This is a genomic window from Caballeronia sp. LZ035, assembly GCF_031451175.1.
Taxonomy (GTDB): domain Bacteria; phylum Pseudomonadota; class Gammaproteobacteria; order Burkholderiales; family Burkholderiaceae; genus Caballeronia.
Map to the genome: position 1 here is coordinate 268,173 of NZ_JARUXS010000004.1, position 26,273 is coordinate 294,445.

The following is a 26,273-nucleotide window of genomic DNA, read 5'->3' on the forward strand; positions in this document are numbered from 1 at the left end:
ATCCGGCGCGCTCTACGGGGCGCGCCGGATTGCGCATGCATGGTGCTCTTGCTACGGTGAAGGGCTTACCTTCAGCGACCCTCCGATGCCCGCTCCACAAGACATCCACTTTCTGCTGCTGCCCGAGTTCTCGTCGATCGGCTTCATGTCGGCGATCGAGCCGCTGCGGGTCGCGAACCGCTTCGCGGGCGATCTGTACCGATGGCATATCCTCTCCGCCGACGGCGGCCCCGTCGCCGCGAGCAACGGCATCACGGTGAATGCGGAAGCCGCGTTCAATGACGTCACCGACGCCCGCACCGTGTTCGTCGTGTCGGGCTTCGAGCCGCTCGCCGGCTTCACGCGCGAACTCGGCGACTGGCTCAAGCGGCTGGACCGTGCGGGCGCGACGCTCGGCGGCATCGACACCGGCAGTTTCATCCTGGCGCGTTGCGGCCTGCTCGCGGGCAAGCGCGCGACGCTGCATTGGGAGGCCGCGGCGGCATTCGCGGAACAGTATCCCGAGATCGAGACGAGCCAGGAACTCTTCGAAATCGATACGCGCCGCATCACCTGCGCGGGCGGCACCGCTTCCATCGACATGATGCTCGACCTGATCGGCCGCGAACATGGCGCTGGTCTCGCGGCACAGGTGTCGGAGCAGTTCGTGCTGGGCCGCATCCGGCAGCGTTCGGATCATCAGCGCCTGCAACTCGCCGCGCGCTACGGCATCCACAATCGCAAGCTGATCCAGGTGATCGGCGTGATGGAACAGAACATGGAGGAACCGCTTGCGCCCGATGCGCTTGCCGCGTCCATCGGCGTCACGCGGCGTCAGCTGGAACGCCTGTTCTGTGCGGCATTGCAGGACACGCCGACGCACTTCTATCTCGGCTTGCGCCTCGCTCGCGCACGCGAACTGCTGCAGCAGACCGACATGTCGATCCTGGCGGTGTGCGTGGCATGCGGCTTCGAGTCGCCGTCGCACTTCTCACGCACCTATCGCGCGCGCTTCAACACGAGCCCGCGCCAGGACCGTAGCGCCTTGCGCAACGGCGGTCCCGCGCGGCTCGCCGCAGCCTAGAACGAGTGACGCATGCCGATGCGCACGTCAGACTGCGTGTTGCTGGACGAAGGCGTGAAGCTGTAGCCGATCACGGCGTCGATCGGGCCGGAGGCGCGCAGATAGTCGCCGGAGATGTAGACGTCGGTGCGCTTCGAGAGCAGGTAGTGCAAGCCGAGCGATCCCTGATTCCAGTGATTGCCTTCGAAGCGCGTGTGCTGATAGCCGCCGTACAGCGCGAGATCAGGCCTGAAGTTGTACGATGCGCCGCCCTCGTACACCTGCATGTGCGAGGTCTGGCCGAGACCCTTGATGGTCGTGTACGTGAAGTTACCCGACAGCATCAGGTTGCCGAGCGTCCATGCCGCGCCCACTGCGAACGCGCCTTGCTTGTCGACGGGAAAGGAGTTTGCGCTATAGAGATCGGTGACCGCGCCCGTTGCAGGATCGACGGATACGGTCGGCTGGCCGAGGAACGTGCGCGCGCCGATCATCGCGTAGGGATCGAACGCATAGATGCCGTTCGGGTTGTTGAGCTGCGTGTACGCGGCGCCCACGTTGAAGGTGTTCGCGGCATAGTGCGCGCCGACGCTCCACGCGCTGTTCTGATGGAAGTTGCCCGACACGTTGCCGAACGAATACATGCCCCCGAACGTGAAGCCGCCGATGTTGTTCGACAGGAACTTGACCGAGTTGGGCAGGCGGTCGCCGTTCATGCGGTCGAAGTCGCCTTGATGGATTGCGTAGCCGCTGGCCCACGCCGAGATGTTGTAGAGATAGACGAACTCTTCGGTCATGTCGAGCTGATTGCCGAGCGAGACCGTGCCCCACTGGTTCTTGAGCCCCACGTACGCCTGGCGCCCGAACTCCGCGCCGCCGAAGGCATAGCGGCCGGTGCCGAGACGAAAGCCCGATTCCAGCACGAAAACCGCTTGCAGTCCGCCGCCGAGATCTTCGACGCCACGAAAGCCGATGCGGTTGCCGTATGAAACGCCGTCATCGAACTTGACGACATGCGCGCCGCCGCTGTTGTTCACCCATGTCACGCCGGCATCGAGGATGCCGTACAGCGTGACGCTGCTTTGCGCGTGCGCCAGCGCCGGAGCGAGGCTCGCGCCCGCTGCGACGGCAAGGCTCGCGAGCCGGGCCTTGCGTGCAATGCGTGTCCTGCGGGTTGCGGCATGTCGCTTTCTCATGTGCTCGTCCTCTTCTCGTCGTGATCGGTTCGTGTCGTTGGAATGAGCGATATGCTGCCTTCACGCGTCGCGCGATGACCCATCGCCTGACCTGCCGGGAACTGCGGAGACTGCCGCTGAAGCGCGCCTGAGTGGCTAGGCGGCGAAACGGATCGATTCGCCGGTGGTGTAAAAGTAAGGGGCCATATAAGTGACGGCTCGACCGATTGCGACGCAAATCTGTCTGGCTGCGACTGATCCGCCTCGCACGCGGATGAAAGCTCGGTTACTTCACGGCCAGCGGTGTTTGCACAGCTTCATTCTGCCCCGTCAGGGCATGCATGAAATGGGAGTTCGCATTGCTGTCACGTTGCAGTGTCCGCGCCGACGCCCGCTTCTGTCGCTGGATGTCTGCCGTGGCGATGAGTGGCGCCTTAAGGTGATCAAGGTCGAACAGCCTGGATAAGGCTACGGTCAAGACCTGCTTCACACAGTGCGCGATCTCGGGTGATCGCACCACGCCTTCTTTCAAGGCTGTTCACCTTGATCACCATGCTCGTGAATCGGTAACACCTCATCGCGCCGCGCTATGACATGACCAGAGCAAAGCGATTTCTTTACTTGAGCGCGCAAGCATCAGATTTATCTAGTCCTCTTGCCGTGCTTATTACCTTAGGATCACCACGCGCGGAAATTCTGCGCATCCAGAACGAAGAATCCAAAGGTACATCACATATGAGCAACATTTTCTTGAGCAGATCAAAAGACCCAAACCCAATTGGTACACCGTTGCGGGGGCATCGTGGTCCTGCTGTCGCAGACACCCTTCATCCCTTCAGCGTACGAGTTCCAGACTCAATCCGTCACGGTCCTAGGCGAGGTGGTCCGGCTGAATGCCGGGGGCTTCCATCCCGAAGTCGCGTTCACTACGCAGAGCGGTGAGCGCACCTCGAACGCCGGGAGTAGTCGTTATCCAACCGAGGTGGGCGACAGGATCGAAGTGCGTTATATGCCCGACACCCCGAAGTTAGCGAAGATCAATCAGATTGAGAACATTTGGGGCATTGAGATTTACATCACGGCATTCTCCGCCATCTTCATCATCGGCGGCCTGCTTGGGATGCGGGCTTACTTGAATTGGCAGGCGGCGAGCGATGCTTGAAGAAAGCTTGTGGTCCTATGAGACATCGGGCGCCGGCGGCGGCACGTTTGGTGATCTTGCTCTATCAAGCGGGCGGTTCATCCTGAAAAGCCCGGAAGGCGTTTTTCACGCATATCGATATCGCGGCTTCGGTCCGGGACTGGGCATAACGAGACGCGTACCCGAGCCGATACCTCTGGCCGACTTGAAGCTGCCGCGGGGCAAGACCGGGAGCGCGACAGGCAGCACCACCGATTTTCCCGGACGAGGCTGGGTGTACCGCCTTCACAAACCCGAATTCAAGCTGCGTGACTTCGAAAGCTACACACTCTATGCCGACGCCTCTGCGGGCTTCCTGATCGCTCAAGGCGTCACGGGTTTGATTGTGGGCATCAGCGAAAAGGCCCTCGTGCCCTGGATATTCGCGCCCGGTCTGTCTGCACACGCCATTACCGCCAGTGAAAAAAGTGTCGTGATCCTCCGAGGGCGAAGCGAGGGGTTGATCGATGGCGTCGGGTTTGGCTTGTTCGTGGGTCATGTGCTCTACATGGGCTTATGCTGAAAAGCGATCTAGACGAGAAGACATTCAAGCACCCGCACACGACACAATTTCACAAGCCAAAACACTCAATAACATACGAGATCATCTTATTCTGTCTACTCCTGCTGCTTGGTCGATTGAAATCGGAGTGGAAGCCTGAAGCGAAGTAAAGCCCGCGTTCCGCTCGTGCTGTACGAGTGAACGCTTTAAATCGCCACTCACCCGCCTAGCGGTGAATGTTGTTCGTGTATGAGCGATGCATGGCGCGGTCTGAGAAGCGCTTGACGCAAGGTACGCTGCCGACTCGGCCCTGCGCTTCCAGCTTCTGATGTTCCCGCTCGTCGAGTGCGTCTGCTTGGGGGTGTGGTCACGCTTCATTCACTTCGCAAAGCCAAAAACCTCTTCCACATCATCGCGATTGTTCGAATTGAGGATGGTGCAGATTTGTTATAGCACGCTCCGCCCGCATCAGTTCCCATCCACCGATCCCAAAGGAAGATGAATTGACGAACGAAGTGTATCTCCGAGATATCGGCTTCATCGTACGCCGGCGTCCCGATTACCTGAATCTAAGCTACGAAGAACTTGGCAACCGCTTCCATGCCGAATTGTTTCTGGATCGGCGCGCGGAATGGTCAACCAACTTGTTCATCATGCCCGAGTTGTCCGCGCTTATCGGCATACACGGGATGGCCGGCTTTGACGCCTACGAAGACATCGAGCGCGCGGTTCGCTCAGGTGAGTTGCAGGTTGAATTGAAGGAGCCTGAGCACGTCTTCGTGAGTCGCGAGGTCTTGCCGCCGCCGCCCCGCGCCCGCACCTACACGCCCGAGCAGCTATGGCCACGGGCCGCGCCCGACGCGACACCCGCGAAGCTCAAAGCCATGGCGGCACGCCTCGATTGCTCTTATCTCGATGGCTCGCGTCGTCGTATCGACGCACCCGCCGAGTTGTACAAGCACGTCAACCCCGTCACTGCTTCAACGGTCGATCGCGTAATGTTCGATTTTCCGGCTGACGGGCGAAGCCCCGCGTTCCGGAAGACGGCTACGGTACACGGAAGGTCCGTGGATGTTTTCACGCCGCTTGGCAAGCCTGCTGAAGGATATGCGCTTCCGAACGGCGATAGAGTGATCAAAGCCTTGGAAGTCCTTAAGCCACAACAGACCCAGGACTTGACGAGGGTTTCGTTGAATACGCAGATGAATCCTGAAGACGCCTATTGGGCCACGAAATATGGAGAGGCCGGTTTCTCCTCCGGCGCGACTGCGGAAATAGAACAAGGCGTCGCGATCTTCCCATGGAAGGATTGGCGCGACATCCCGCAAGAATACGTGGATAGCACCATGAGCCATGAAACCGGGCATCTATGGAGTCAATCGTTATGGAAGGATGGATCGAAGAAACAGGCATGGCTCGACGCAATGGCAAGCGATGGAAAAGCACCTTCCGATTATGCGCGCCGCAATGAAAACGAGGACTTCGCTGAATCCGTGAATATGTACTTTTCGAGTCTCGGCTCTCCCTGCGAAGAGAGGGGCCGGGAAAAATATCCGGCGCGTTACCGCTATTTGGATCGACACTCGAAATGAAGCGAGTCACGACATTAGCGGCAGCTATCTTCATGCTCAGCGCCTGCGCGGGCACCGTAATCTCAAGCACATCGCATATGAACCGAGCCGATTTTCCGGGTGCACAAGATGCATCTCAATCCCATCCGGGCACGATCACGATGAAGTACAAGTGGAACGGCAGCACCGAAGAAATGCGCGCCGCCGATTACCCGGATTTCTTCACCCTATACTGCTACAACAGCGAAGGCAACAAAGTGAAAAGGAGTGAGGCTGCATGGTGCATTCCTGTTACCGAGGTTGAAACGGACTCTTTCGATAAGCAAGGAAAGCCGGCTGATCCGCACACTGCGGAGTTCATCGAAATCACTGTGTACGGTCCGGGCCATACGTTCCTCAAGCACATCACCGGACAGCCCCGTTCGTGGAGCGTCAACCCACGCCAGGCGCCTGCAAAGTGAAGGCATAAAAACCCCGCGTCGATGGCAAGAAACAAAGACGCGGGTGAGACAGATGCCTAAGTCTCACAAGGGGCTCTTGGAGGCGCACGGTAAAGAGATAATCGAAGCGCGGCGGGAAACCGTCCCACCAGCATCGTCAGCGTCATGAGCGCGCCAACGCCGATCTCGTCACGTGATGACATCCGCCAGACCTCCCGGGAACTGCGGAGCCTGCCGCTTAAGCGCCTGAGTGGCCATGCGGCGAAACGGACCGATCCGCCCCGCACGCAGAAGAAAGCCCGCTTACTTCACCCCCAGCGCCGTCTGCACCGCTTCGAGGCCATTACCGCCGCTTGCGGTCGTCACGCCATCGAGCCAGGACTTGAGCAACTCGGGATGATGCTTCAGCGCGTCGCTGGCGGCTTCATCGACGTGGGTCTTCTTCTCCAGCACCTCGGTGATGACGCCGTTCTCGAGATCCACATTGAAGGCCATCTGCTTGAACAGGCGGCCGAGATTCGGACACTGCTGCTCGTAGCCACTGCGCGCCACCGTATTGACCGTCGCGCCGCCGTAGTTCGGACCGAAGTAGCGGTCGCCACCGTCGAGATACGCGAGCTTGAACTTCGTGTTCATGAGATGCGGTTCCCAGGCGAGAAAGACAATCCACTTCTTGTCACGCACCGCACGCTCGACCTGCGTCAGCATGGCGGTCTCGCTCGACTCCACCACCTTCCAGTCGCCCAGCCCGAAAGCCTTGTCGTCCACCATGCGCTTGATGTTCTGATTCGCGGGCGCGCCCGGTTCGATGCCATAGATGCGGTTATCGAACTTGTCGGCGTTCTTCGCGAGGTCTGCGAACGAATGCACGCCCGCCGCAGCCACGTAATCCGGCACGGCCAGCGTGAACTTCGCATTCGACAGATTCGGCCGCACCACCTCGATCGACTTCTCCTCGAAGAACGGCTTCACGAGCGGCGCCTGAGCGGGCATCCAGTTGCCGAGGAACACATCGATCTGCCCTTTCTTCAAGCCCTGATAGGTGATCGGCACCGACAGGTTCGCTACGTTCTGCCGATAGCCCAGCGCCTTGAGCACGATGCCGCTCATTGCATTGGTGGCGTCGATGTCGGTCCACCCCGGGCCGGCCATGCGCACCTGCGTGCAGGACTGCGGCTCCGCGGCGAATGCGTGAGATGCCACGCAAACAAGCGCGGCGGCGAAGAGCGCGTGGATGAAGCCCTTTTTCATGGTGGGTCCTGTCGTCGGTGGGGAGAAGAGGAACACGTCAGCGCTCGACGGCCGGGAAACGCGCCATGGCTTCGAGATCGTCGAGGTCGATATGGTTGCGCATGTAGCGCTGGCTCGCATCCACGTGCGGCTGCCAGTCCCACGACTGGATGGTGCCGCGCGTCGTCGCCGCGAAGTGGAAATGACGGCGGCGCTGGCTCGTCAGCACGTCCTGATGCAGTGCATCGAGATCCCAGCGGCGCGCGATCTCCGCGCGGAACTCGGCCACGAGCGAAGCGTGGCGTTCCACGTCAGCGAGATTGGTGCGTTCGAGGGGATCGGACTGAACGTCGTACAGCTGGTCGGGATCCACGCTGGAATGGATGAACTTGTAGCGGCCACGCCGGATCATCACGACCGGCGCGATGGCGCCTTCCGCGAGGTACTCGCCGGTCGCTTCATCATGGCCGCCGCTTCCCTGCAGATGCGGCACGAGGCTTTGGCCGTCGACGCTGTCGGGCCACGCTTCCGGCCCAGTCACGGCCGCTCCGCGCGCGAATTCGACCAGCGTGGGCAACACATCCAGATGCGATACCGACTCCGCCACGCGACGCGCGCCGAACTGCTTCGGCGCATGCACGATCAGCGGCACGCGACAGCCGCCTTCGAAGAAGGTCATCTTGTACCAGAGGCCCCGTTCGCCGAGCATCTCGCCATGATCCGATGTCACGACGATGATCGTGTCGTCCGCGAGTCCCGCCTGTTCGAGCGCTTCGAGTATCGACGCGAACTGGTCGTCCACGTAGGACACCGCGCCGTAGTAAGCACGCCGCGCGTTGCGGATCTGCCGTTCGGTGGGCGGCGTGCGGTCCGCTTCGTACACATGGCGCAGGCGCTTCGAATGGGGATCGCTAACATCGAGCGAATCCCGATACGACGGCATGTCGATGTCTTCGTCGCGATACAGGTCCCAGTATTTGCGCGGAATGGCGTAGGGATCATGCGGATGTGTAAGCGACGCGACCATCATGAACGGACGCGCGTCCCGGCCCGCGTTGCGCTCACGGGCGATGTCGAAGAGCTTCTGGCGCGCGGTGAAGGTCACTTCGTCGTCGAAGTCGAGCTGGTTGGTGCGCACGCACGGACCCGCATCGATCACCGAGCTCATGTTGTGATACCACGTCGGGCGCGCTTCAGGGTTTTGCCAGTCGGGCGTCCAGCCGAAATCGGCGGGATAGATATCGGTCGTGAGGCGTTCCTCGAAGCCATGCAACTGATCCGCGCCGCAGAAATGCATCTTGCCGGAAAGAATCGTGCGATAGCCTTCGGCGCGCAGGTAATGCGCGAAGGTCAGGGTTTCGGACGGGAACTCGGCGGCGTTGTCGTACGCGCCGATGTTCGAAGGCAGCTTGCCCGCGAGAAGCGAAAAGCGCGACGGCGCGCACAGCGGACTCGCACAATACGCCGACTCGAACACGACGCCTTCGCGCGCGAGTGCGTCGATGCGCGGCGTCTTCGTCACCCGGTTGCCATAGGCCGACAGCGCGAACGGCGTGAGCTGGTCGGCCATCAGTACGAGAATATTTTGTTTCGTCTCAAGCATGAAAGCGTGCCTCGAATAGAATCCACCACAGCAGGCGTTGGTTGAACAGCGGTTCAATATCACTATTGCCGGTCAATTCGCGGCTGTGAAGACAGCAAATCGTTATGCGCCCATAAGGAGGGGTTATGCCGCGGCCGGATCGTCTGCCGCCCATGCAGGCGTTGTTGATGTTCGAGTCCGCCGCGCGACTCGCGAGCTTCACGGCCGCCGCGCGCGAACTCGGCTCCACGCAGCCCGCGGTGAGTCAGCGCGTCGTGCAGCTGGAGGAAGCGCTCGGCGCGGCGCTGTTCGAGCGCGGGCATCGCGGCGTCACGCTGACGGAAGACGGCGTGCGGCTGTTCGAAGCCGTGCGCCAGGGACTCGACGTGATTCGCACAGCCACGGCGGACATTCGCTCACGGCGCGCACAGCGCACGCTCACGCTGGCCACCGACTTCGGCTTCGCCACCTACTGGCTGATGCCGCGCCTGCCGCAGTTCAAGGCGCTGATGCCGGATGTCGATGTCAAGATCATCACGTCGCAAAGTATGCCGAGCGCATCGGGCCAGCAGGCGGACGTGGTGATCGTGTTCGGCGATACCCAGGCGGACTGGAGCCCGCGCCGCGCCGTGAAGCTGTTTCCCGAATGCGTGATGCCGGTGTGCAGCCCGTCGCTGTTGCACAAGGTCCCGGCGCCGCGTACGCCCGCTGATTTTCTGGGGCTGCCGCTGCTGCATCTGGAAGCCACGCATCCGGAGCGCTGGCTCTCATGGAGCGCCTGGTTCGAAGTGCATGGGCTCGCCGCGCCGCCCACGCAGGGCGGCTTCACGTTCAACAGCTATGCGCTCGTCACGCACGCGGCGGTCATGGGTCAGGGCGTCGCGCTCGGTTGGGCGCCGCTCGTGGACGAGCTGATCGCCACCGGCCAGCTGGTTGCGCTGTGCGAGACCCCGCTCGTCACGGAGCGCGGCTACATGCTGGTCACGCCGCGCGAACCGGCGGCGGCGGTGCAGGCGTTCAGCGCATGGCTGCTCGAGGAATGCGACGTGAGCGTCTGACGTTTTTGTACTAGATGCGCGGCGTCTGGCTTCTATCGTTCGAACCCCGTCTTTTGTTCTACTGATGCGCACGCTCGCCGTATCTCGCGGCGCGGCGATCATCCGAATGTGGAGCACGCATGGCAGCCGATTCCCGCTTTGATCAACTGGTGCTTACCGTCTCGTGCCCGAGCGCGGCGGGGCAAGTGGCCGCCATCGTCGGCTTTCTGGAGCGGCATCACGGGTATATCGACGAACTCACCGTCTTCGACGACGACCTGAGCGAACGCTTCTTCGTACGCTGCGTCTTTCATGGCGCGCGACCGGACGAACCGCTGGATCTGGCCATGTTGCAGCGCGAATTCGAGTCGATTGCCGGGCGCTTTTCCATGTCCTGGGCAATGCACGACCTGTCTGTGCGGCCGAAAGTGCTGCTCATGGTGTCGAAGCTCGAACATTGCCTCGCGGACCTGCTGTTCCGTTGGCGCATGGGCGAACTGAAGATGGATATCGTCGGCATTGGCTCCAATCACCCGGACCTCGCGCCGCTCGCGGAGCAGCATGGCCTGCCGTTCCATCATCTGCCGGTCACGGCGGATACCAAGGCGCAGCAGGAAGCCCGCTTGCTCGACCTGTTCGATACCTCCGGCGCCGAACTCATGGTTCTTGCGCGCTACATGCAGATTCTTTCGGGCGAGACGAGCCGCAAGCTGAGTGGGCGGGCCATCAATATCCATCACTCGTTCCTGCCGGGATTCAAGGGTGCGAAGCCCTATCACCAGGCGCACACGCGCGGCGTCAAGCTGATTGGCGCAACTGCGCACTTCGTTACCGACGACCTCGATGAAGGCCCGATCATCGAGCAGGAAGTGGAGCGCGTGGACCACGCGTACAGCCCCGAGCGGCTGCTCGCGACCGGTCGCGACGTGGAATGCATCACGCTGGCGCGCGCGGTCAAGGCGTTCATCGAGCGGCGGGTGTTCATCAACGGCGAACGGACCGTCGTGCTGCGCTAGCAGCGCGTGAGGCGCGCAACGCAAACGCGCCATGCATCGCAAGCGACATCACCACCATGCTGCCGCCGATGATGGCGTAGCGTGTCGGCGTCTCGCCGAGAAAGGCCCAGATCCAGAAGGGTCCGAGCACGGTCTCGATCAGCAGAAACAAGCCCACCTGTGGCGCCGGCAGCATACGTGCCGACGCCGCGATCATGCCCAATGCCAGCGGCACGACAAGGGCGCCTTCGAGCGCCATCAAAAGCATCTGGGTGCCATCCGGAAACGCCGCACGCGGTACGAACGGCAGCAGCACGACAGCAGCCAGCAAGCCGCCGAACGCTGGAGCCAGCGCCAGATCACCGCAAGACCGCCGCGACAGCAGCAACGCCCCGGCCATCAGCAGCGCCGTGGCCAGCGCCAGTGCATCGCCTGCGCCGATGGCCGCCCGCGTGGAGAATGACGGCCACACGACCGTGACCACGCCGAGCAACGCGCAGGCGCACGCGAGCCAGGTCCTGGGCGGCGGCCAGTCCTTGAAGAAGACGCCGGCGCCAAGCGCGGCCCAGAGCGGCGCCGTGGCGATGAGCGTGAGCATGTTCGAGATAGTCGTCATCATCGCGCTGAGGACGAAGGTGACGGAGGACAGGCCGTAGCAGACGATGACCGCCCGTGCGGCCCAGCCTCTTGCGACGGTCCGCCAGCCGGACCCGTGCCGGAACAGCGTGACGACGACACCGGCGAGCAGCATCAGCAGTCCCCGCGCAAACGCCATCTGGAAGGGGTCGCCGTGGATCAGCCGCAGCAGCAGCGTATCGACGCTGAGCAGCACCGCGCCGAGCGAGGCAAGCAGGAGGCCCTTGCCGGGCGAATTCATCGATGCCACGTTCCACACACGACCACGACGCCCCGACGCATCATGCATCGATCAGATCCCGCCGCACGAGTTCAGGGATCACGCACTCGGCGAACACCGAGCCCACCGGCAGCAACGGCACGCCCGCGATCCAGCCCAGTTCCTCGATCTCCGCATGCGGCAGGCACACGCCATCCACGGAGGTGAGCCACGCATGGATGCGAATGTAATGGTCTTCGCCTGCCGCGCGCCGCTCATAGGTGCCAAACCGCTCGGCCTGAACAAGTTTCACAGCGAGCTCCTCCCGCAATTCCCGACGCAGGCAGTCAAGCTGCCCTTCCGCTTTTTCCATCTTGCCGCCCGGGGAGATGAAGGTCGAGGTGCCGCGCTTGCGCACGACGAGCAGACGTCGATTCTCCACGATGATCGCGGCACACTTTTCGATCATGTCGCCCGGCTCAAAGGTTATTGGTGATCGCGTCGCGAATGTTCGCCGTCCGCGCTCCCGCGCCACGGTCCAGTCGCAGCGTGTGATCATCGTGGCCCGTCAACAGGCTGATGATGTCGCGACAGAGCGGCTCCTTTCTCTGAAGATAGGCGAGCACTGTTTCGTCCGAAGGCTCGGTGAAGCTGTCGGCGAAGATGGAAATGCCTTCCAGCGACTTGGTCGACAGGCCGATCAGCAGCAGACGGTATTTGACGTCGTCGACTGATTTGGCGATTTCGTAGATCGGACTGTGATACGCGATGCCGTATTCGCGCATGAGGCCGACGAAGTAGTCTTTCGCGACCCGGCGCTGCTCGGGGAACTCGTCCTGATAGAGCGCGATGCCGTCGTTGATATCCTCGATACCGTTGCGCAAACAGTAGTTGACGACGTGCGCATGAATGGCGATTTTCTCGCCCAGCAGAACGAGGTTCTTCCGGTCCTGAACGATGTCGCTTTCAAGCGATGCGATAGCGATATTGCGAAACGCGCCGCTGATGTCCTCCACGACGTGCCGCACCACCAGCTCGCCGAACCTGCGCTTCAGTTCATCCACGCGATGGGACAGGATCTCGCGATGAATGGAACAGCCGCTGTTGGCGCTGAAGAGGTGAACCGGAACGCCCTGCAGCATCAGCAGGCAAGCGGCAAGCGTGCTGTCGCGCCCGCCGGTGAACATGACAAGTTGAGGTGCGAGTGGCTTCATGGCAAGGCTCCGTCGGTTACCTTCAGGGCGTGCGCGATCCTTCGCGCACCGATCCCCGCGCTGATCCCTTCAATGACGAATTTCACGACTTCGTCTGCGTCGTCGAAGACACCGACGCTGTCGATGTCTTCCTGATGAATGAAACCAGCCGACAAGGGCTGCTCGCGCAGCCATGCGATCAGCCCACGCCAGAAGGCACGATCCACCAGCGCGACCGGTTTCGATGCAAGCTTGCCCGTCTGGATCAGCGTGAGTATTTCGAACAGTTCGTCGAGCGTGCCCATGCCGCCGGGCATCACGACATAGGCGTCGGAACACTGGCTGAATGCAAATTTTCGCGTGAAGAAACGATCGAATGTCAGCGAGATGTCCTGGTCCCGCATATCGAGCGGTTCGAACGGAAGCCTGATGTTGAAACCAATGGCTTGCGTTCCGCCGGCCCGCGCGCCTTCCAGCGCCGCGCGCATGATGCCGGGACCGCCGCCCGAAATGACGGACAGGTCCTCACGCGCGAGCTTCCCGGCGATCAGCTTCGCCATGTCGAAGTGGCGGGAACCCGGTGCCGCGCGTGCGCTGCCGAAGATGCTGACCGCGCCGTTCAGTCTGCGCGACAACTCATGCACGCCGCGCAGCTCGTTCAGTACTTCGCGATACACACATCCTCCGGTGGCTGACAGCAGATCGTTCAATGCTAAGATCATATTTCACGATCATTCATCATCCTAACTAATAATTTTAGCGGCCCCCGTGAATAAAATTGACAACCCAACGAAGCGAATGCCCACCCTTCGCGCCTTACTGAGTTTCGAAACGGTGGCGGGGTTTTCGAGTTTTTCGAAGGCCGCTCAATCGATCGGCATGACGCACGGCGCAATCAGCCATCAGATGCGAACGCTCGAAGACTGGCTCGGCCAGCCGCTCTTCGAACGGCACAGCGGCGGCGTGCGGCTCACGCGCAACGGCGAGCGTCTGAAGCAGGTCTGCAAGGACACCTTCGCCGCGCTGGAGGAAGGCTGCCGGCAGATCAGGGAAGATCAGGTGGCGCACCGGCTCTCCATTGGGTGCTCCACCACCTTCCTCGCGCAATGGCTGCTCCCACGTTTTGAAACCTTTGTTCAGCAGCATCCGGCACTCGCGGTGTGCTTCCAGACGCGTGCCAATTTTGATGCGTTGCTGGACGGTTCCGTCGACGTGCTGATCCTGAGCGGACAGCCTCGTGCATCGGTGGGCGGCGTGACGGTGACGCACCTGGCTTCGGAGCGTATCGGTCCGGTCTGCGCACCAGGCTGGCCGGATCCGCCCGTGGCGCCAGACCGGATGCGGGATCTGCCGTTGTTGCACGCATCATCGAAGCTCAATGCATGGAGCGAGTGGGGCGAAGCCCATGGCGTCGGCCTCGACGTGTCGGGCGGCGCGGTCTTCGAGTCGCTGACGCTCTCGGTGGAAGCGGCCAAGGGCGCCCTCGGCTTTGCCATCGCGCCTGAATTCCTGGTGCGCAGCGAACTGGAAAAGGGAACCTTGATTGCTCCGCTGGGCTTTCATCCAGTGGATCGCGAGACCTGGATCTACACGCGCGATCCCGTCAGACAGCCTTCCAACGTGACGCCCTTCGTGACCTGGCTGCTCGAAACCGAACGCAGCGCACAGGATCGCAGCGGCACTGACCTTCACGCCTCAGAAAGGACAAGTGGCCCGATCAGCGCAAGCTGACCGGGCCACTTTGATTGCAGCGAGTGATTGCAGCAAGAATCCGGAATACTTACTGGGTCCAGGAACTCACGCGGTCCGCGTGCGCGCTGATCCACGCATCGGCGGCGGCTTGCGGCTTCTCGCCATTCTGCGTGGCCAGCATGACGCTGTCGATCTCACCCGGCTTCCACTGGAATTTCTTCAGGAAGGCCACCACGGTCGGCGCTTTCTTTTCCAGTTCCGGATTCACGACGTTGTCCACGTGCTCGGACTCGCCGAAGACCTTCTTCGGATCCTCGAGGAACTTGAGCTTGTACTTCGCGAACATCCAGTGCGGCTTCCAGCCCGTCACGATGATCGGCTTGTTGGCGGCTTCCGAGCGCGCCAGTTCCGCCGTCATCGCCGAGCCCGAGCTCGGCATCAGCCTGTAGTCGAGGTTATAGGCCTTGATGGCCTCGCTCGTCTTTTGCATCACACCCGCGCCCGCGTCGATACCCACGATGCGCGAGTCGAATTCCGCCTTCTTCGCTTCGAGGTCGGACAGGCTGCTGACATCCGCGTTCTCCGGCACGATCAGGCCGATCTTCGCGTCCTGGAAGTTCGGCCCGAGATTGACGACCTTCGACTTGAAGTTGTTCCAGTACGCGCCGTGCGTGACCGGCAGCCAGGCGGACAAGGTCGCGTCCAGATCGCCGCGCGCGACGCCCTGCCACATCACGCCCGCCGCCACCGGCACCAGTTGCACCGGATAGCCCAGCTTCTTCTCGATGATGCGCGCGGCGACATTCGACGTCGCGACGCTGTCATCCCAGCCCTCGACGTAGCCGATCTTGATGGTTGGCTTGTCAGCGGCGTTTGCCCCCAGGCTCGCTGCGAGGGCAGCGGTCATCGCCCCCAGAACGAGCTTTCTTCTCATCGCTTTCATTCGATTTCCCCTTAAGCGGCCCCACGCCGTGTAGCGTCAAGATTCACCAGCCAGAATTGGCCCGTAACGCGCTTTTCCGACATCGACTTGTCCAGAAACGACGCTCCTCCCTGCCCTCTCCCCGATACGGGCCTGCCCGAGGAGATCCGGTTCGTGCTCGTGCTTACTTGTCGACGACGAGATCGCTCAACGGCTTGCTGCAACAGAGCAGCACCATGCCTTGATCGATCTCGCGCTGACGGATGCCGCCCGCGTGCTTCATGCTGACTTCACCGGATACCAGCTTGACCTTGCAGGTGCCGCACATGCCCTGTGTGCATGAGGAAGGCAGACGGACACCGGCCTTCTTCGCTGCGTCAAGCACGTGTTCGTTGCTGCCGCATTCGATATCCCGGCGGCTCTTGGCGAAGTTCACCTTGTAGCGTGTGTCGACCGGGGCGGCCACGGGCTCAGTTACGGGCTCAGTTACGGGCTCTGTGACGGGTTCTATTACGGGCTCTAACGGCGCCGGCGCAAATCCCACCGCCTGCTCGCGCGCCTCCACGAAATCCGTGTGCGTGGCGAGTGCATCGGCGACGTGCGCCGTCGTCAGTTCGGCCGCCACTTCCTCGATCACGCCGAACGAAAAACTCTCCTCGTGATAGTGCTTGCGATCGAAGCCGCCTTCGTCGAGCAGATCGCGCACCGCCTTCATGTAAGGCGCCGGCCCGCAGGTGAAGACCTCGCGTTCCAGATAGTCCGGAGCGATCAGCTTGAGCAGCGGCAGGCTCAAAAAGCCCGTCACGCCGGGCCAGCTGGTGCGCGCGCCCACTCGCTCGCAGACAAACGACGCACGGAAGTTCTTCTGATTCGACGCGATCAGTTCCAGCTCGCGCGCGAAGATGATGTCGTCCGGCGTGCGCGCGCTGTGGACGAACACGATGTCGGCGTCCTCGACGAGTTCATGATGGGCACGGCTCATCGACATCAACGGTGTGACGCCTGACCCCGCCGAGAGGAACAGATACTTGCGCGCCGGATGCCGCGCGCAGGTGAACTCGCCCGACGGCCCGAGCACGCGCACCGTGGTGCCCGCTACGACATTGTCATGCAGCCAGTTCGACACCTTGCCGCCCGGCACGCGCTTCACCGTGATGGAGATCGTATGCGGCCGTGTCGGCGCCGACGAGATGGTGTAGCAACGGTTGATCTGCTCGCCGTCGATATCGAGTTCGAGCGTGATGAACTGACCCGGCTCGAACACGAAGGCGCGTTCGCCCGGCGCCTTGAAGAAGAAACTCTTGACGTCGTGGGTCTCCTGCCGGACGTGACAACAGACGAGCGTCTCGTCGGTGTCGCAATCCCAGCGCGCCGGCAGCGCGCCCCAGAATTGCGGCTGGGTGACTCGGCTGTCGGTCGGCTCGAACGTGGCCTGATCGCGCATCATGCTTGACTCCTGCTTGCTGCTCGGGGTGCGCGCTTAGCGCATGAAGGAAACGACTTTCTCGCCGTGCGCGGCATCGACGCCGTGGGCCGGCGTGTCTGCGTAGTCACCCAGGCGATTGATGTACCACTCGCAGAACTTCTCGACGAGACCTTCCGTGAACGGCGAATACGGACCCGGCTCATACGCGTTGCTCGTCACGCCGAGCTGCGAATACTCGACCAGCGTGCGGTCCTGATCGTTCGTCGCGCGCCACACGGCGGTGAGATTGTCGACGTCGTAGTCGATACCTTCGCGCGCGTCCTTGTGCACCAGCCATTTCGTGCGCACGACGGTTTCGCCGGCGGACAGCGGAATCACGCTGAACGTGACGATGTGATCGCTCATGAAGTGGTGCCAGGAGTTCGGCTGCGTCCAGAACGACAGGCCGCCCAAGTCCGCACGCTCGAAACCACCGAGCAGCTTCTTCGACGCGACCTTCGCATCGAGCGTCTGCGATTCGCCGTCGCGGTCGAGCGGCAGGCGCTGCGTACGGAAGCCCGTCACGAGGTCCGAGAGACGTTCGATCTCGGCGGACGGCAGGCACATCGCTTCCCATTGCTTCGTACGCTCTTCGACGGTCTTCTCGAACGCCGCCATGCCTTCCTCGTTGGCGGGCGAGCGTTGATAGCCGAAGCCGTATTCATAGAGCGAGATGGTCAGCTCGGGATGGTTCGCGACGCAGTGATAGCACTCGCGGTTGTTCTCCATCGTGAGCTTCCAGTTGCCTTTCTCGACGATGTCGATGCTTGCGGCAATCTTCGTGTCCTTCAGACCGTGCGGCGCGAGATACGGCTCCATGGCTTCGCGCATCACGGCGAAGTCGACGGGCGGTTCGTCGGCGAGGCAGATGAAGATCAGGCCCGCGAGATTCTGCACGTGGACCTTCTTGAGACTGTGCTTGCAGCGGTCGAACTGGTCGCCCATGTGCTCGGCGAACATCAGGTCGCCCGAGAGGTTATAGGTCCAGCTGTGATACGGACACACGATATTGCCGAGCGAACCTTTCTCCTGGTTGCACAGGCGCGCGCCGCGATGTCGGCAGACGTTGTAGAACGCGCGGATTTCCATGTCGTCGTCGCGCACGATCAGGATCGAGTCGCTGCCGATCTCGACTGTCGTGTAATCGCCCGGCTCGGGGATATCCGGTTCGATGGCGACCTGGATCCAGGTCTTGCGGAAGATGGCATCGAGGTCGAGCGCGTGAATATCCTCGCTCGTGTAGAACGGCGCCTCGAGCGTATGGCCCTTTTTGCGGCGTTCGATCATTGCGCGAACGTCTGCCGAAACTTTCATCGTGTGCTCCGTGTGCGTCACGTCTGGTGCCCCGCCACACACCTTTGAACGCGGGCTGCTGCTTGTTGCTGCTGGTATGCGCGTCGAAAAATCAGTAATCGACCAGTTGATGCTCGCGCAAATACGCGAGTATCACTTGTGCTTTTTCGACAGAACTTCCTTCAATTACGACGCTGCCGCCACGGCTTTCCGTGGTCGTCGCGGACAGCATGCGCGAGTGGCCCGAACGCTTCTCGGGCGCGGCCAGTTTCTTCGGCTTGGCGCCGGCCGGGCGCACCGTCCACGCGGCTTTTTCCTTGTCCGCCGCCACCACCGATGCAACCGGCGCAACATGCCCTTCACGCAGGCGTGCATAGGCGTAGCGCGGCACGGCATTGGCGAGCGGATGCACGGCGACGAGCGCGGGCAACGGCGCGCGCACGCGGCGGCGCAGGCCCTTCGGCATGAACTGGCGCACTTCCACTCCGTCCGGCGTCACGCTGACATCCACGGCCGCGCCGACCAGCGGCAGGTTCAATGCATCCGCGAGTTTGTAAGGCAGCGTGCCGCTGTCGTAGGCGCCTTCGGCGCGGGTGCCGGTGAACACCAGGTGGTAGCCCGAGAGCCGCTGCGCCAGCGCGGCACAGGCATCGCCCTCGGTGTTGAGCACTTCGACCTTCGGCGCGCCGAGCGCGAGATACTCAGCCAGCGCCGGATTGGCGGGATCGCCGGCGTGCAGCACGTCGAGTTGCGCGCCCTGTGCCTTGGCGATGCCGATGGCGATGGTCAACGCGGCGGCATCGTTGCGGCTGTAGCGCGCCGTGCCGCTGACGGGATGACGCCCGGTGGATACGAGAACGGCGATCTTCACGCTGCAACTCCTTCCGCGACGGACGCGGTCTGCACGACCGGCGTGCCGCCGGCCCGCGCCGCGCGCGCGGCGGTGGCCGCATCGGTCAGCGCCTTGATGGTTTCCTGCGTGTCCGCGACGATGGTCAGGTTGGCGCGCTTGGCAATCGGCGCGCTCGCATCGAGATTGACCGCGATGACATGGCGGCAGTCCTTGATGCCCTGCAAGTGCTGCACGGCACCCGAAATGCCGAACGCGATATACACGCTCGCCTCGACCGTCTTGCCCGTTGCGCCGATCTGCTTGTCGCGCGTGAACTTGCCGTCGTCGACGGCCACGCGGCTCGCGCCGATCGCCGCGCCCAGCGTGCCTGCCAGCGCCTCGAATGCGGCGATGTCGGAGACGCCGTTGCCCGCCGACACGATGAAGTCCGCTTCCTCCAGTGCGACCTGCGCGGCATCCATTTCCTCGATGCCGAGATCGACGAAGACGCTCGCCTTCGCCGCCGGCACGATGCCTTGCGCAGGCACCGCTTCGCCCGCGCCGACGAACGGCAGCCGCGCATCCACCGCATTGGCGGCGAGCATCACGACGTCGGGCAACTCGCGCGAGGCCATTGCACGGCCCGCCTGTGCGTAGGACGCGACATGCGCCGCATCGAGCTCGACCACCTGCGTGGCGATCGACGCATCGGCGCGCGCGGCATAGCGACGGCCGAGATCGCCGTCGCCGGTGGCGTTGTCCGGCATGAAGATGCGCACCGGCGCGAAATGCGCGACGCAGGCCGTCAGCGCACGCACTTCCTCGTCGGGCGCGAAGTTGCGCCGGTCGAAGCCCGGTAGTTCGATATAACGGTCCGCGCCAAGCGCGGCGGCATCGTCCTTGAATTCGCCGAAGGCAATCAGCACGACTTCGGTGGCGCTGTCCGCGAGCAGCGCGGCGGCGGCCAGCACTTGACGTGCGTGATCGTCGAGCGCGCCGCGGTCCGTGTGCGCGGCGACGAGCAGCGCACGCGTTGCAGCCTGGGTCGTGCGGCGCGGCTTGGCGGCATCCGTGTGCGCGCCGTGCGTGAACTGCAGCAGGGCGCCGTTGCCGATCTCACCCAGCGTGATCCGCTTCAGGCCCGCCGCCGTGACGATGAACGGCCGGCGGGGATCGATTCGCTTGATATCGTTGTTCATCGCTTTACTCCAGCGCCGCCGCGACCAGTTCCGCCACGTCCAGCACTTCAGGACGCGGGCCGACCACACCTTCCAGCATCGCGGTGCATTGCGGGCAACCGACTGCGACCACGTCTGCGCCGATCGACCGTGCATCGGCGATCCGGATATCCGGGATGCGCTGCTTGCCGGGAATGTCGGTCAGCGGCGCGCCGCCGCCACCGCCGCAGCAGCGCGCGCGCATGCCGTGGCGTTCCATCTCGACGACCTTGATGCCGATGGTCTTCAGCAGCGTGCGCGGCGCTTCGGTCTCGCCGTTGTAGCGGCCGAGATAGCAGGGATCGTGATACGTGATTTTCTTGTCCGCGAGCACCGCGGCGGCCTTCGGCGTGAGCTTGCCGCTCGCGACCAGCTCGGCCATGAACGCGCTGTGATGCTGCACTTCGTAATAGCCGCCGAGCGCGCGATACTCGTTGCGCAGGCTGTGCAGCACGTGCGGGTCCGCAGTGACGATGCGGCGGAACTGGTACTGCGACAGCGTATTCATCAGCTTGGACGCGCATTCCTGGAACGTGGCTTCATCGCCGAGACGGCGGGCCGTGTCGCCGGTATCCGTTTCCACGCCGCCGAGCACCGCGTAATCCACGCCCGCCTTGTTCATCACCTTGGCGAGCGCACGCAGTGTGCGCTGGTAGCGCATGTCGAACGCGCCTTCGCCGGCAATCAGCAACACATCCACCGGACGCCCCGGCTGCGCGACCTGCACCTGCAGATCCACCGACCAGTCGTAACGCGCGCCGATGTCATAGCCGTTCTGGCTGCCGGTTTCGCGCAGGTTCGCGAGCGTGATCGGACCCTTGCCCGGCACCTCGCCTTCCACGAGTGTCTGGTTGCGGCGCATGTCGACGATGGCATCGACGTGCTCGATCAGCATCGGGCACTCCTGCACGCAGGCGCGGCAGGTGGTGCAGGACCAGATCGTGTCGGCTTCGATCATCTGCGAGATCAGCGGCTTGCCCGGTCCGCCCGAATGCTTGCCGACCGGAATGCCGGGCGTCGGGCTGCCTGCGTATTGCGCATCCGATCCGCCGACCATGCCCGTCACGAGATCCTGGATCAGCTTCTTCGGATTCAGCGGCTGGCCCGAGGCGAACGCCGGGCACGCGGCTTCGCACTTGCCGCACTGCACGCAGGCATCGAAGCTCAGCAGCTGGTTCCAGCGGAACTCCACCGGCTTGCCGACGCCGTATTCCTTCGCGTCCAGCACGGGCTTCTTCAGCGCCGTGGGCGGCACCACTTCCCGCTCGGTATGCGCCCTGAAGCGTTCCTGGCGCGGATGAAACGCGAGATGCAGGAGACCCGCCATCGCGTGCTTCATCGGACCGCCCTTCGCGGCGCCGAAGGTCATGGTGTAGGCGCCGGCCGCGACCAGCAACGCGACGATGATCGCCAGCGCGCCCGACATCCACGAAGCCGGCAACAGCATGAACAACGCGAGCCCCGCCGCGAACGAGCCGAGCAGCAGCGGCAGGCTGTCCCACGGACCATGCGACAGCCGCGCGGGCACGTCCTTGGCACGACGGCGCTTCCACACGAACACCGCACCGACCAGCATGATGATCGCCGCGATGAAGATCAGCCTGTCGAGCCAGGGCGAGTAGATCGCGAGACCGTAGTTGACGAAGACCAGCGCCATCGCGAGGATTGCGCCGCCGGCAGTGGCGACGTGCGTCCTGGCGATATACGGATCGCGTGACACGACATGATGCAGGTCCACGAAATAGCGCTTCGGGATGGTGAGCAGGTTCGCCCAGCCATAGGCGCCTGCTGTCGTTGCGCGGCCTTCGCGCCAGTAAGCCGCACGCTTGAGCAGCGCGAACGCGAGGCCGGCCATCGAGAGCCACAGCAGCACGGTGATGACAAACACGGGGTTCATCGTCGAATACCCTCGTCAGAAGTCTTTGCAGAGGCGCAGCGAATCGTAGATCGCGCTGTGGATGTTGTGCATCGAGATGCAGTCGCCGACGCGGAACAGCAGAAAGCGTCCATTGCCCAGTTCTTCCGACAGCGACGGCTGCGGTTCCGAGGCAAACAGCGTGTGCATGTCGATCTGTCCGCGATTGAGCGACTCGGGCTTGAGCTTCCAGTAGATCGCGTCGTTCGGCGTGATGCCGTTCTCGATCACCACCTGATCCACGGCCCGCTCTTCCTGCTCCTCGGTGTACTCGTTGCGGATCACGGCAATCTTCTTGCCGTCTTCCTCGTAGACCTTGTCGAGCCAGTAGTTCGGCGTGTGGATCACGCCCTGTGCGTACAGACGGCGGTAGAAGATCGGGAACGTGGTGCCGCCGGTGTCGTCGGCGACCTTCACATCGGGCGTGACGATCTCGACCGTATTGCCCCGCGATGCGATGAAATCCGCGACGCCCGCGCCTGCGTGGGTCGATACGCCGTCGTAGACGAGCACGTTCTTGCCCGGCTCGACCTTGCCCGAGAGAATGTCCCACGAACTGACGGCCAGGCCCTGCTCGACGCCCCATGCGGGCACCTGATCCGTAAACGACGAACCGCCCGTCGCGAGCACGACGATGTCGGGCTTTTCGGCCATGATCATCTTGTCGTCGGCGGCGACGCCCAGACGGCGGTCGACACCCAGACGCTTCGTTTCCATGTCGAACCAGCGCACGATGCCGGCCATCTGTTCACGCTGCGGCGCCTTGGCGGCCAGCATGATCTGCCCGCCCACGTAATCGTTCTTCTCGAACAGCACGACATCGTGACCGCGCGAACGGGCTACGCGCGCCGCCTCGAGTCCGGCCGGGCCCGCGCCGACCACCACGACCTTGCGCTTCGGCCCGCGCGTCTTTTCGATCACATGCGGCATCGTCGCTTCGCGCGAGGTCGCCGCGTTCTGCACGCAGAGCACGTCGAGGCCGTTGTACTGGCGGTCGATGCAATAGTTCGCGCCCACGCACTGCTTGATTTCGTCTTCGCGGCCGTCGCGAATCTTGATCACCATGTGCGGGTCCGCAATCTGTGCGCGCGTCATGCCGACCAGATCGACCATGCCGTTCGCCAGCAGCCGTTCCGCCTGGCCGGCATCGCGGATGCTTTGCGCATGCATCACAGGCAGCTTGACGACCGACTTGATGCCGGCCGCGAGATGCACGAACGGTTCGGGCGGCAGGGCCATCGGCGGCATGCAGTTGGCGAGCGTGTTGTGCGTATCCGCGCCCGAACCGATCACGCCGACATAGTCGATCAGACCCGACTCGGACATGGCCTGCGCGATCTCCTTCAGGTTCTCGTGCGAAAGGCCATCTTCATGAAACTCGTCGCCGCACATGCGCAGGCCGACGCAGAAGTCCGCGCCCACGGCTTCACGCACGGCTTGCAACACTTCGCGACCGAAGCGCAGACGGTTCTCCAGCGAACCGCCCCATTCGTCCGTGCGGAAGTTGGTGCGCGGGCTCCAGAACTGGTCGATCATATGCTGGTGCGCCGCCGAGATCTCGATGCCATCCATGCCCGCGTCCTTCACGCGCTTCGCGGCGGCCGCAAAGTCCTGGATGATGCGCCTGATCTCTTCCACTTCGATGATCTTGGCATTGCCGCGATGAACCGGCTCGCGCACACCCGAGGGCGACATCAGATGCGGCCAGTGTTCGCCATGCCACGCCGAGCGGCGGCCCATGTGCGTCGCCTGGATCATGATGAACGCGCCGTGCCGGTGCATGGCTTCGGCGAGTCGTGACAGCGGGTCGATGACCTTGTCGGTCGAGAGGTTCACCGACTTCCACCAGCCTTGCGGGCTGTCGATCGACACCGGGCTCGAACCACCGCATACGGCGAGGCCCACGCCGCCCTTCGCCTTTTCCTCGTAGTAACGGATATAGCGGTCCCCGGGCAGGCCGCCCGGCTCGGCATAGACCTCCGCATGCGCGGTGCTGACGATGCGGTTGCGCAGGGTCAGCTTGTTCAGCTGAAGAGGCTTGAAAAGGTTCGGGTAACGCATTGCGATCGACCTCGGGGTGGCTCAGTGTGGTGACGTCTGCAAAACCTTGGCTGCTGGCCGCGCGTTGATCACGCGAGCGGCGAGACTTCGAACACGCAGTGGTCGTGTCCTTCCGCCGCGCATTGCGTTTCGATGGACTTCGAACGCGGGCCTTTCTTCGCGCTGTCGGGAGCGGTGTCGTTGACCCAGTCCATCGCGCCCGAGAACCATCCGGCGAACATGTAGCAAAGCTTGCCCTGCTTGCCCGGCTGCGCCAGCACGAACGACGAGTTGTGCAGGTGGATGCGGGCATGCGAACTGGTCGGATCGGATTCGACGATGGAGAACAAGCCCCAGCCGCGCTGCGACAACCGCTTCAGGTAATGCTCGAACACCGCCATGCCGCTGATGCCGTGCTTCTCGGCTTCCTTGTCGCACCAGTGATACGCCGACTTGTAGCCGGCCTTGTAGAGAATCTCGGCGTAGGTTTCGCGGCCGAGCGCTTCCTCGACAGCAACGTGATTGTTCGTGAAGAAATGACGCGGGACATACAGCATCGGCAGCGCGTCGGTGGTCCAGACGCCGGTTTGCGGATCGACGTCGATGGGCAGTTGAGGTTGCATCGCAAGGTTCCTTGTTGTTGTGCTCGGGTTCAGACGTTCCACACTTCGCCGAAGAAGCGCATCCAGTTCTCGCCCATCACTTTCTTGATGCGCGACTCGCTCCAGCCCGCGCGTTCCATCGCGGCCGTCAGGTTCGGAAACTCGCCGATGGTGCGGATGCCTTCCGGATTCACCACCTTGCCGAAGTTGGTCAGACGGCGATAACGGCCCTTGTCGTGCGTGATCCAGTCGAAGAACTCGGTGCTGTAGCCCTGCGTGAAGTCCGTGCCGATACCGACCTTGTCTTCACCGATCACATCGATCGTGTATTCGATGGCTTCGAGGTAGTCCTCGACGGTCGCATCCGGGCCTTTCTTCAGGAACGGCGAGAACATCGTCACGCCGACGAAGCCGTTGGCATCGGCGATCTCGCGCAGCTGATCGTCGGTCTTGTTGCGCGGATGATCTTTCAGGCCCGAGGGGCAGCAATGCGAATACGTGACCGGCTTCTTCGAGCAGGCGATCGCGTCCGACGAAGTCTTTGCGCCGACGTGCGAGAGATCCACCATGATGCCCACGCGGTTCATCTCGTGAATGACTTCCTTGCCATAACCCGACAGTCCGCCATCGGGTTCATAACAGCCGGTGCCCACCAGGTTCTGCGTGTTGTAGCAGAGCTGCACCACGTTCACGCCGAGTTCCTTGAACACTTCGATATAGCCGAGGTTGTCCTCGAACGCATATGAATTCTGGAAGCCGAAGATGATGCCGGTCTTGTTCTCTTTCTTCGCGCGCAGGATGTCGTCGGTGGTGCGCACCAGCGTGAGAATGTCGCTGTACTCGCGGATCTGCTGCTTCATTTCCGCGATGTTGTCGATGGTCTTCTGGAAGTCTTCCCACACCGAGACGGTGCAGTTCACGGCGGTGACATTGCCTTTGCGCATGTCCTCGAACACGGAGCGCTCGAACTTCGAAATGTTCAGGCCGTCGATGATGATGCTGTTGTCGTGCAGGGTGCTCATCGTGAAGTGCTCCGTGTTGCTCGGTAAATGGGAAGGCGCGCGCACAACGCCGCGAGCGGCGCTTTGAACGGAAGAGTCGTGTTCGACATGGAAGGGTCCGTGGGGTCAGGAAGGACGGTCGTTTCGGTCAGGTCTGGCGCGGCTCTCAGCCGGTTCTCGCCGCCCTCATTCGTTGCGTCTATTCTTGACTTTTGCCCTGCTGGTCAATTTACGAATTTAGACGTGTTCTTGGCGTTTTCCGACATCCGCGTCTGTTTTCGACAAGTGGCGAATTAAGATTCGGTGTAGTCCTTCGAACGGCAGTGCTTGCTGCACTGCGACGGCACGATCGTGCGCTGGAACGGTGCGCGCCTTTGCCGGTCAGGCCCCGCGTCAGTGCGCAGGTGCGATCAAGCACGACCAGTGCCTTGAGCCGCTCAGGGTTTAGCCTGATGGCATGGTAGTTGCAATCGAAACCAAAATTGCAGAAGTGGTAAAGCGCCGCGTCTGAC

Annotated in this window: 25 protein-coding genes; 8 read left to right on the forward strand and 17 right to left on the reverse strand. The window is 62.6% G+C overall.

Translation table 11 applies throughout. The annotated features are described in order from the left end of the window. Positions 1-85: 85 nt before the first annotated feature. Positions 86-1,063 carry a GlxA family transcriptional regulator gene (locus tag QCE88_RS31565; protein ID WP_309909168.1) on the forward strand — a complete coding sequence of 326 codons (978 nt, stop codon included), beginning with the start codon at positions 86-88 and terminating at the stop codon, positions 1,061-1,063. On the opposite strand, the gene QCE88_RS31570 is transcribed toward QCE88_RS31565, so the two are convergent. After that, positions 1,060-2,238, reverse strand: coding sequence for a porin (locus QCE88_RS31570; protein WP_309909169.1), 1,179 nt, complete (start codon positions 2,236-2,238; stop codon positions 1,060-1,062). The two genes, QCE88_RS31565 and QCE88_RS31570, sit on opposite strands and share 4 nt — an antisense overlap. A gap of 265 nt (positions 2,239-2,503) precedes the next feature. Continuing rightward, entirely contained in the window at positions 2,504-2,749 is a 246-nt protein-coding gene (locus QCE88_RS31575; protein WP_309909171.1) for a hypothetical protein, read from the reverse strand. A gap of 270 nt (positions 2,750-3,019) precedes the next feature. On the opposite strand from QCE88_RS31575, the gene QCE88_RS31580 reads away from it, so the two are divergent. The 4 genes from QCE88_RS31580 to QCE88_RS31595 all read left to right on the forward strand — a co-directional run bounded on the left by QCE88_RS31580 (position 3,020) and on the right by QCE88_RS31595 (position 5,931). Continuing rightward, complete coding sequence (locus QCE88_RS31580; protein WP_309909172.1) at positions 3,020-3,379, forward strand: DUF3592 domain-containing protein; 360 nt, start codon at positions 3,020-3,022, stop codon at positions 3,377-3,379. Continuing rightward, complete coding sequence (locus QCE88_RS31585; protein ID WP_309909174.1) at positions 3,372-3,920, forward strand: hypothetical protein; 549 nt, start codon at positions 3,372-3,374, stop codon at positions 3,918-3,920. The genes QCE88_RS31580 and QCE88_RS31585 overlap by 8 nt, the downstream gene beginning before the upstream one ends. Positions 3,921-4,402: 482 nt before the next feature. After that, positions 4,403-5,491: a hypothetical protein gene (locus QCE88_RS31590; protein ID WP_309909175.1), complete on the forward strand. Its 1,089-nt coding sequence runs from the start codon at positions 4,403-4,405 to the stop codon at positions 5,489-5,491. Next, complete coding sequence (locus tag QCE88_RS31595; protein WP_309909176.1) at positions 5,488-5,931, forward strand: hypothetical protein; 444 nt, start codon at positions 5,488-5,490, stop codon at positions 5,929-5,931. The genes QCE88_RS31590 and QCE88_RS31595 overlap by 4 nt, the downstream gene beginning before the upstream one ends. 282 nt (positions 5,932-6,213) lie before the next feature. On the opposite strand, the gene QCE88_RS31600 is transcribed toward QCE88_RS31595, so the two are convergent. Together QCE88_RS31600 and betC are read right to left on the reverse strand one after the other, a co-directional pair. Beyond that, positions 6,214-7,161, reverse strand: coding sequence for a choline ABC transporter substrate-binding protein (locus QCE88_RS31600; RefSeq protein ID WP_309909178.1), 948 nt, complete (start codon positions 7,159-7,161; stop codon positions 6,214-6,216). Between the two features lie 37 nt (positions 7,162-7,198). Then, a complete protein-coding gene (betC, locus tag QCE88_RS31605) occupies positions 7,199-8,743 on the reverse strand; it encodes a choline-sulfatase (protein WP_309909180.1) in 1,545 nt (514 codons plus the stop codon). A 125-nt stretch (positions 8,744-8,868) separates the two neighbouring features. Between betC and QCE88_RS31610 the strand changes: the two genes are divergently transcribed. Both QCE88_RS31610 and purU read left to right on the forward strand, forming a co-directional pair. Beyond that, positions 8,869-9,780, forward strand: a complete 912-nt coding sequence (locus QCE88_RS31610; protein WP_309909181.1) for a choline sulfate utilization transcriptional regulator — start codon at positions 8,869-8,871, stop codon at positions 9,778-9,780. A gap of 119 nt (positions 9,781-9,899) precedes the next feature. Then, positions 9,900-10,775, forward strand: a complete 876-nt coding sequence (gene purU / locus QCE88_RS31615) for a formyltetrahydrofolate deformylase (RefSeq protein WP_309909182.1) — start codon at positions 9,900-9,902, stop codon at positions 10,773-10,775. Here purU and QCE88_RS31620 read toward each other — a convergent pair. The 4 genes from QCE88_RS31620 to QCE88_RS31635 are packed head-to-tail and all read right to left on the reverse strand — an operon-like array spanning position 10,744 to position 13,504. Next, a complete protein-coding gene (locus QCE88_RS31620; RefSeq protein WP_309909183.1) occupies positions 10,744-11,631 on the reverse strand; it encodes a DMT family transporter in 888 nt (295 codons plus the stop codon). The genes purU and QCE88_RS31620 overlap by 32 nt on opposite strands. Before the next feature lie 40 nt (positions 11,632-11,671). Then, positions 11,672-12,058 (reverse strand): NUDIX domain-containing protein, encoded by a 387-nt coding sequence (locus tag QCE88_RS31625; RefSeq protein ID WP_309909185.1) that lies wholly within the window; start codon positions 12,056-12,058, stop codon positions 11,672-11,674. Between the two features lie 10 nt (positions 12,059-12,068). Further along, the gene (locus QCE88_RS31630) at positions 12,069-12,803 is read right to left on the reverse strand and encodes a hypothetical protein (RefSeq protein WP_309909187.1); all 735 of its coding nucleotides are present in this window, start codon (positions 12,801-12,803) and stop codon (positions 12,069-12,071) included. Then, positions 12,800-13,504: a TIGR00730 family Rossman fold protein gene (locus QCE88_RS31635; protein ID WP_309909188.1), complete on the reverse strand. Its 705-nt coding sequence runs from the start codon at positions 13,502-13,504 to the stop codon at positions 12,800-12,802. The genes QCE88_RS31630 and QCE88_RS31635 overlap by 4 nt, the downstream gene beginning before the upstream one ends. 76 nt (positions 13,505-13,580) lie before the next feature. On the opposite strand from QCE88_RS31635, the gene QCE88_RS31640 reads away from it, so the two are divergent. Continuing rightward, positions 13,581-14,513, forward strand: a complete 933-nt coding sequence (locus QCE88_RS31640; protein ID WP_309909189.1) for a LysR substrate-binding domain-containing protein — start codon at positions 13,581-13,583, stop codon at positions 14,511-14,513. Between the two features lie 49 nt (positions 14,514-14,562). On the opposite strand, the gene QCE88_RS31645 is transcribed toward QCE88_RS31640, so the two are convergent. From QCE88_RS31645 to QCE88_RS31685, 9 genes are all read right to left on the reverse strand, one after another. Beyond that, positions 14,563-15,417, reverse strand: coding sequence for a glycine betaine ABC transporter substrate-binding protein (locus QCE88_RS31645; RefSeq protein WP_309909191.1), 855 nt, complete (start codon positions 15,415-15,417; stop codon positions 14,563-14,565). 163 nt (positions 15,418-15,580) lie between these two features. Next, positions 15,581-16,843, reverse strand: a complete 1,263-nt coding sequence (locus tag QCE88_RS31650; protein ID WP_409018255.1) for an FAD-binding oxidoreductase — start codon at positions 16,841-16,843, stop codon at positions 15,581-15,583. 33 nt (positions 16,844-16,876) lie between these two features. Next, the gene (locus tag QCE88_RS31655; protein ID WP_309909193.1) at positions 16,877-18,175 is read right to left on the reverse strand and encodes an aromatic ring-hydroxylating dioxygenase subunit alpha; all 1,299 of its coding nucleotides are present in this window, start codon (positions 18,173-18,175) and stop codon (positions 16,877-16,879) included. Between the two features lie 91 nt (positions 18,176-18,266). Continuing rightward, positions 18,267-19,025, reverse strand: coding sequence for an electron transfer flavoprotein subunit beta/FixA family protein (locus QCE88_RS31660; protein WP_309909194.1), 759 nt, complete (start codon positions 19,023-19,025; stop codon positions 18,267-18,269). Further along, on the reverse strand, positions 19,022-20,185 hold the full coding sequence (locus QCE88_RS31665; protein ID WP_309909195.1) for an electron transfer flavoprotein subunit alpha/FixB family protein: 1,164 nt from the start codon (positions 20,183-20,185) through the stop codon (positions 19,022-19,024). The genes QCE88_RS31660 and QCE88_RS31665 overlap by 4 nt, the downstream gene beginning before the upstream one ends. A 4-nt stretch (positions 20,186-20,189) precedes the next feature. Then, positions 20,190-22,100, reverse strand: coding sequence for a (Fe-S)-binding protein (locus QCE88_RS31670; protein WP_309909196.1), 1,911 nt, complete (start codon positions 22,098-22,100; stop codon positions 20,190-20,192). 15 nt (positions 22,101-22,115) lie between these two features. Beyond that, positions 22,116-24,179 (reverse strand): NADH:flavin oxidoreductase, encoded by a 2,064-nt coding sequence (locus QCE88_RS31675; protein ID WP_309909197.1) that lies wholly within the window; start codon positions 24,177-24,179, stop codon positions 22,116-22,118. 68 nt (positions 24,180-24,247) lie between these two features. After that, complete coding sequence (locus QCE88_RS31680; protein ID WP_309818907.1) at positions 24,248-24,781, reverse strand: DUF5943 domain-containing protein; 534 nt, start codon at positions 24,779-24,781, stop codon at positions 24,248-24,250. 29 nt (positions 24,782-24,810) lie between these two features. Next, positions 24,811-25,782, reverse strand: coding sequence for a dipeptidase (locus QCE88_RS31685; RefSeq protein ID WP_309909198.1), 972 nt, complete (start codon positions 25,780-25,782; stop codon positions 24,811-24,813). Between the last annotated feature and the right edge of the window lie 491 nt (positions 25,783-26,273).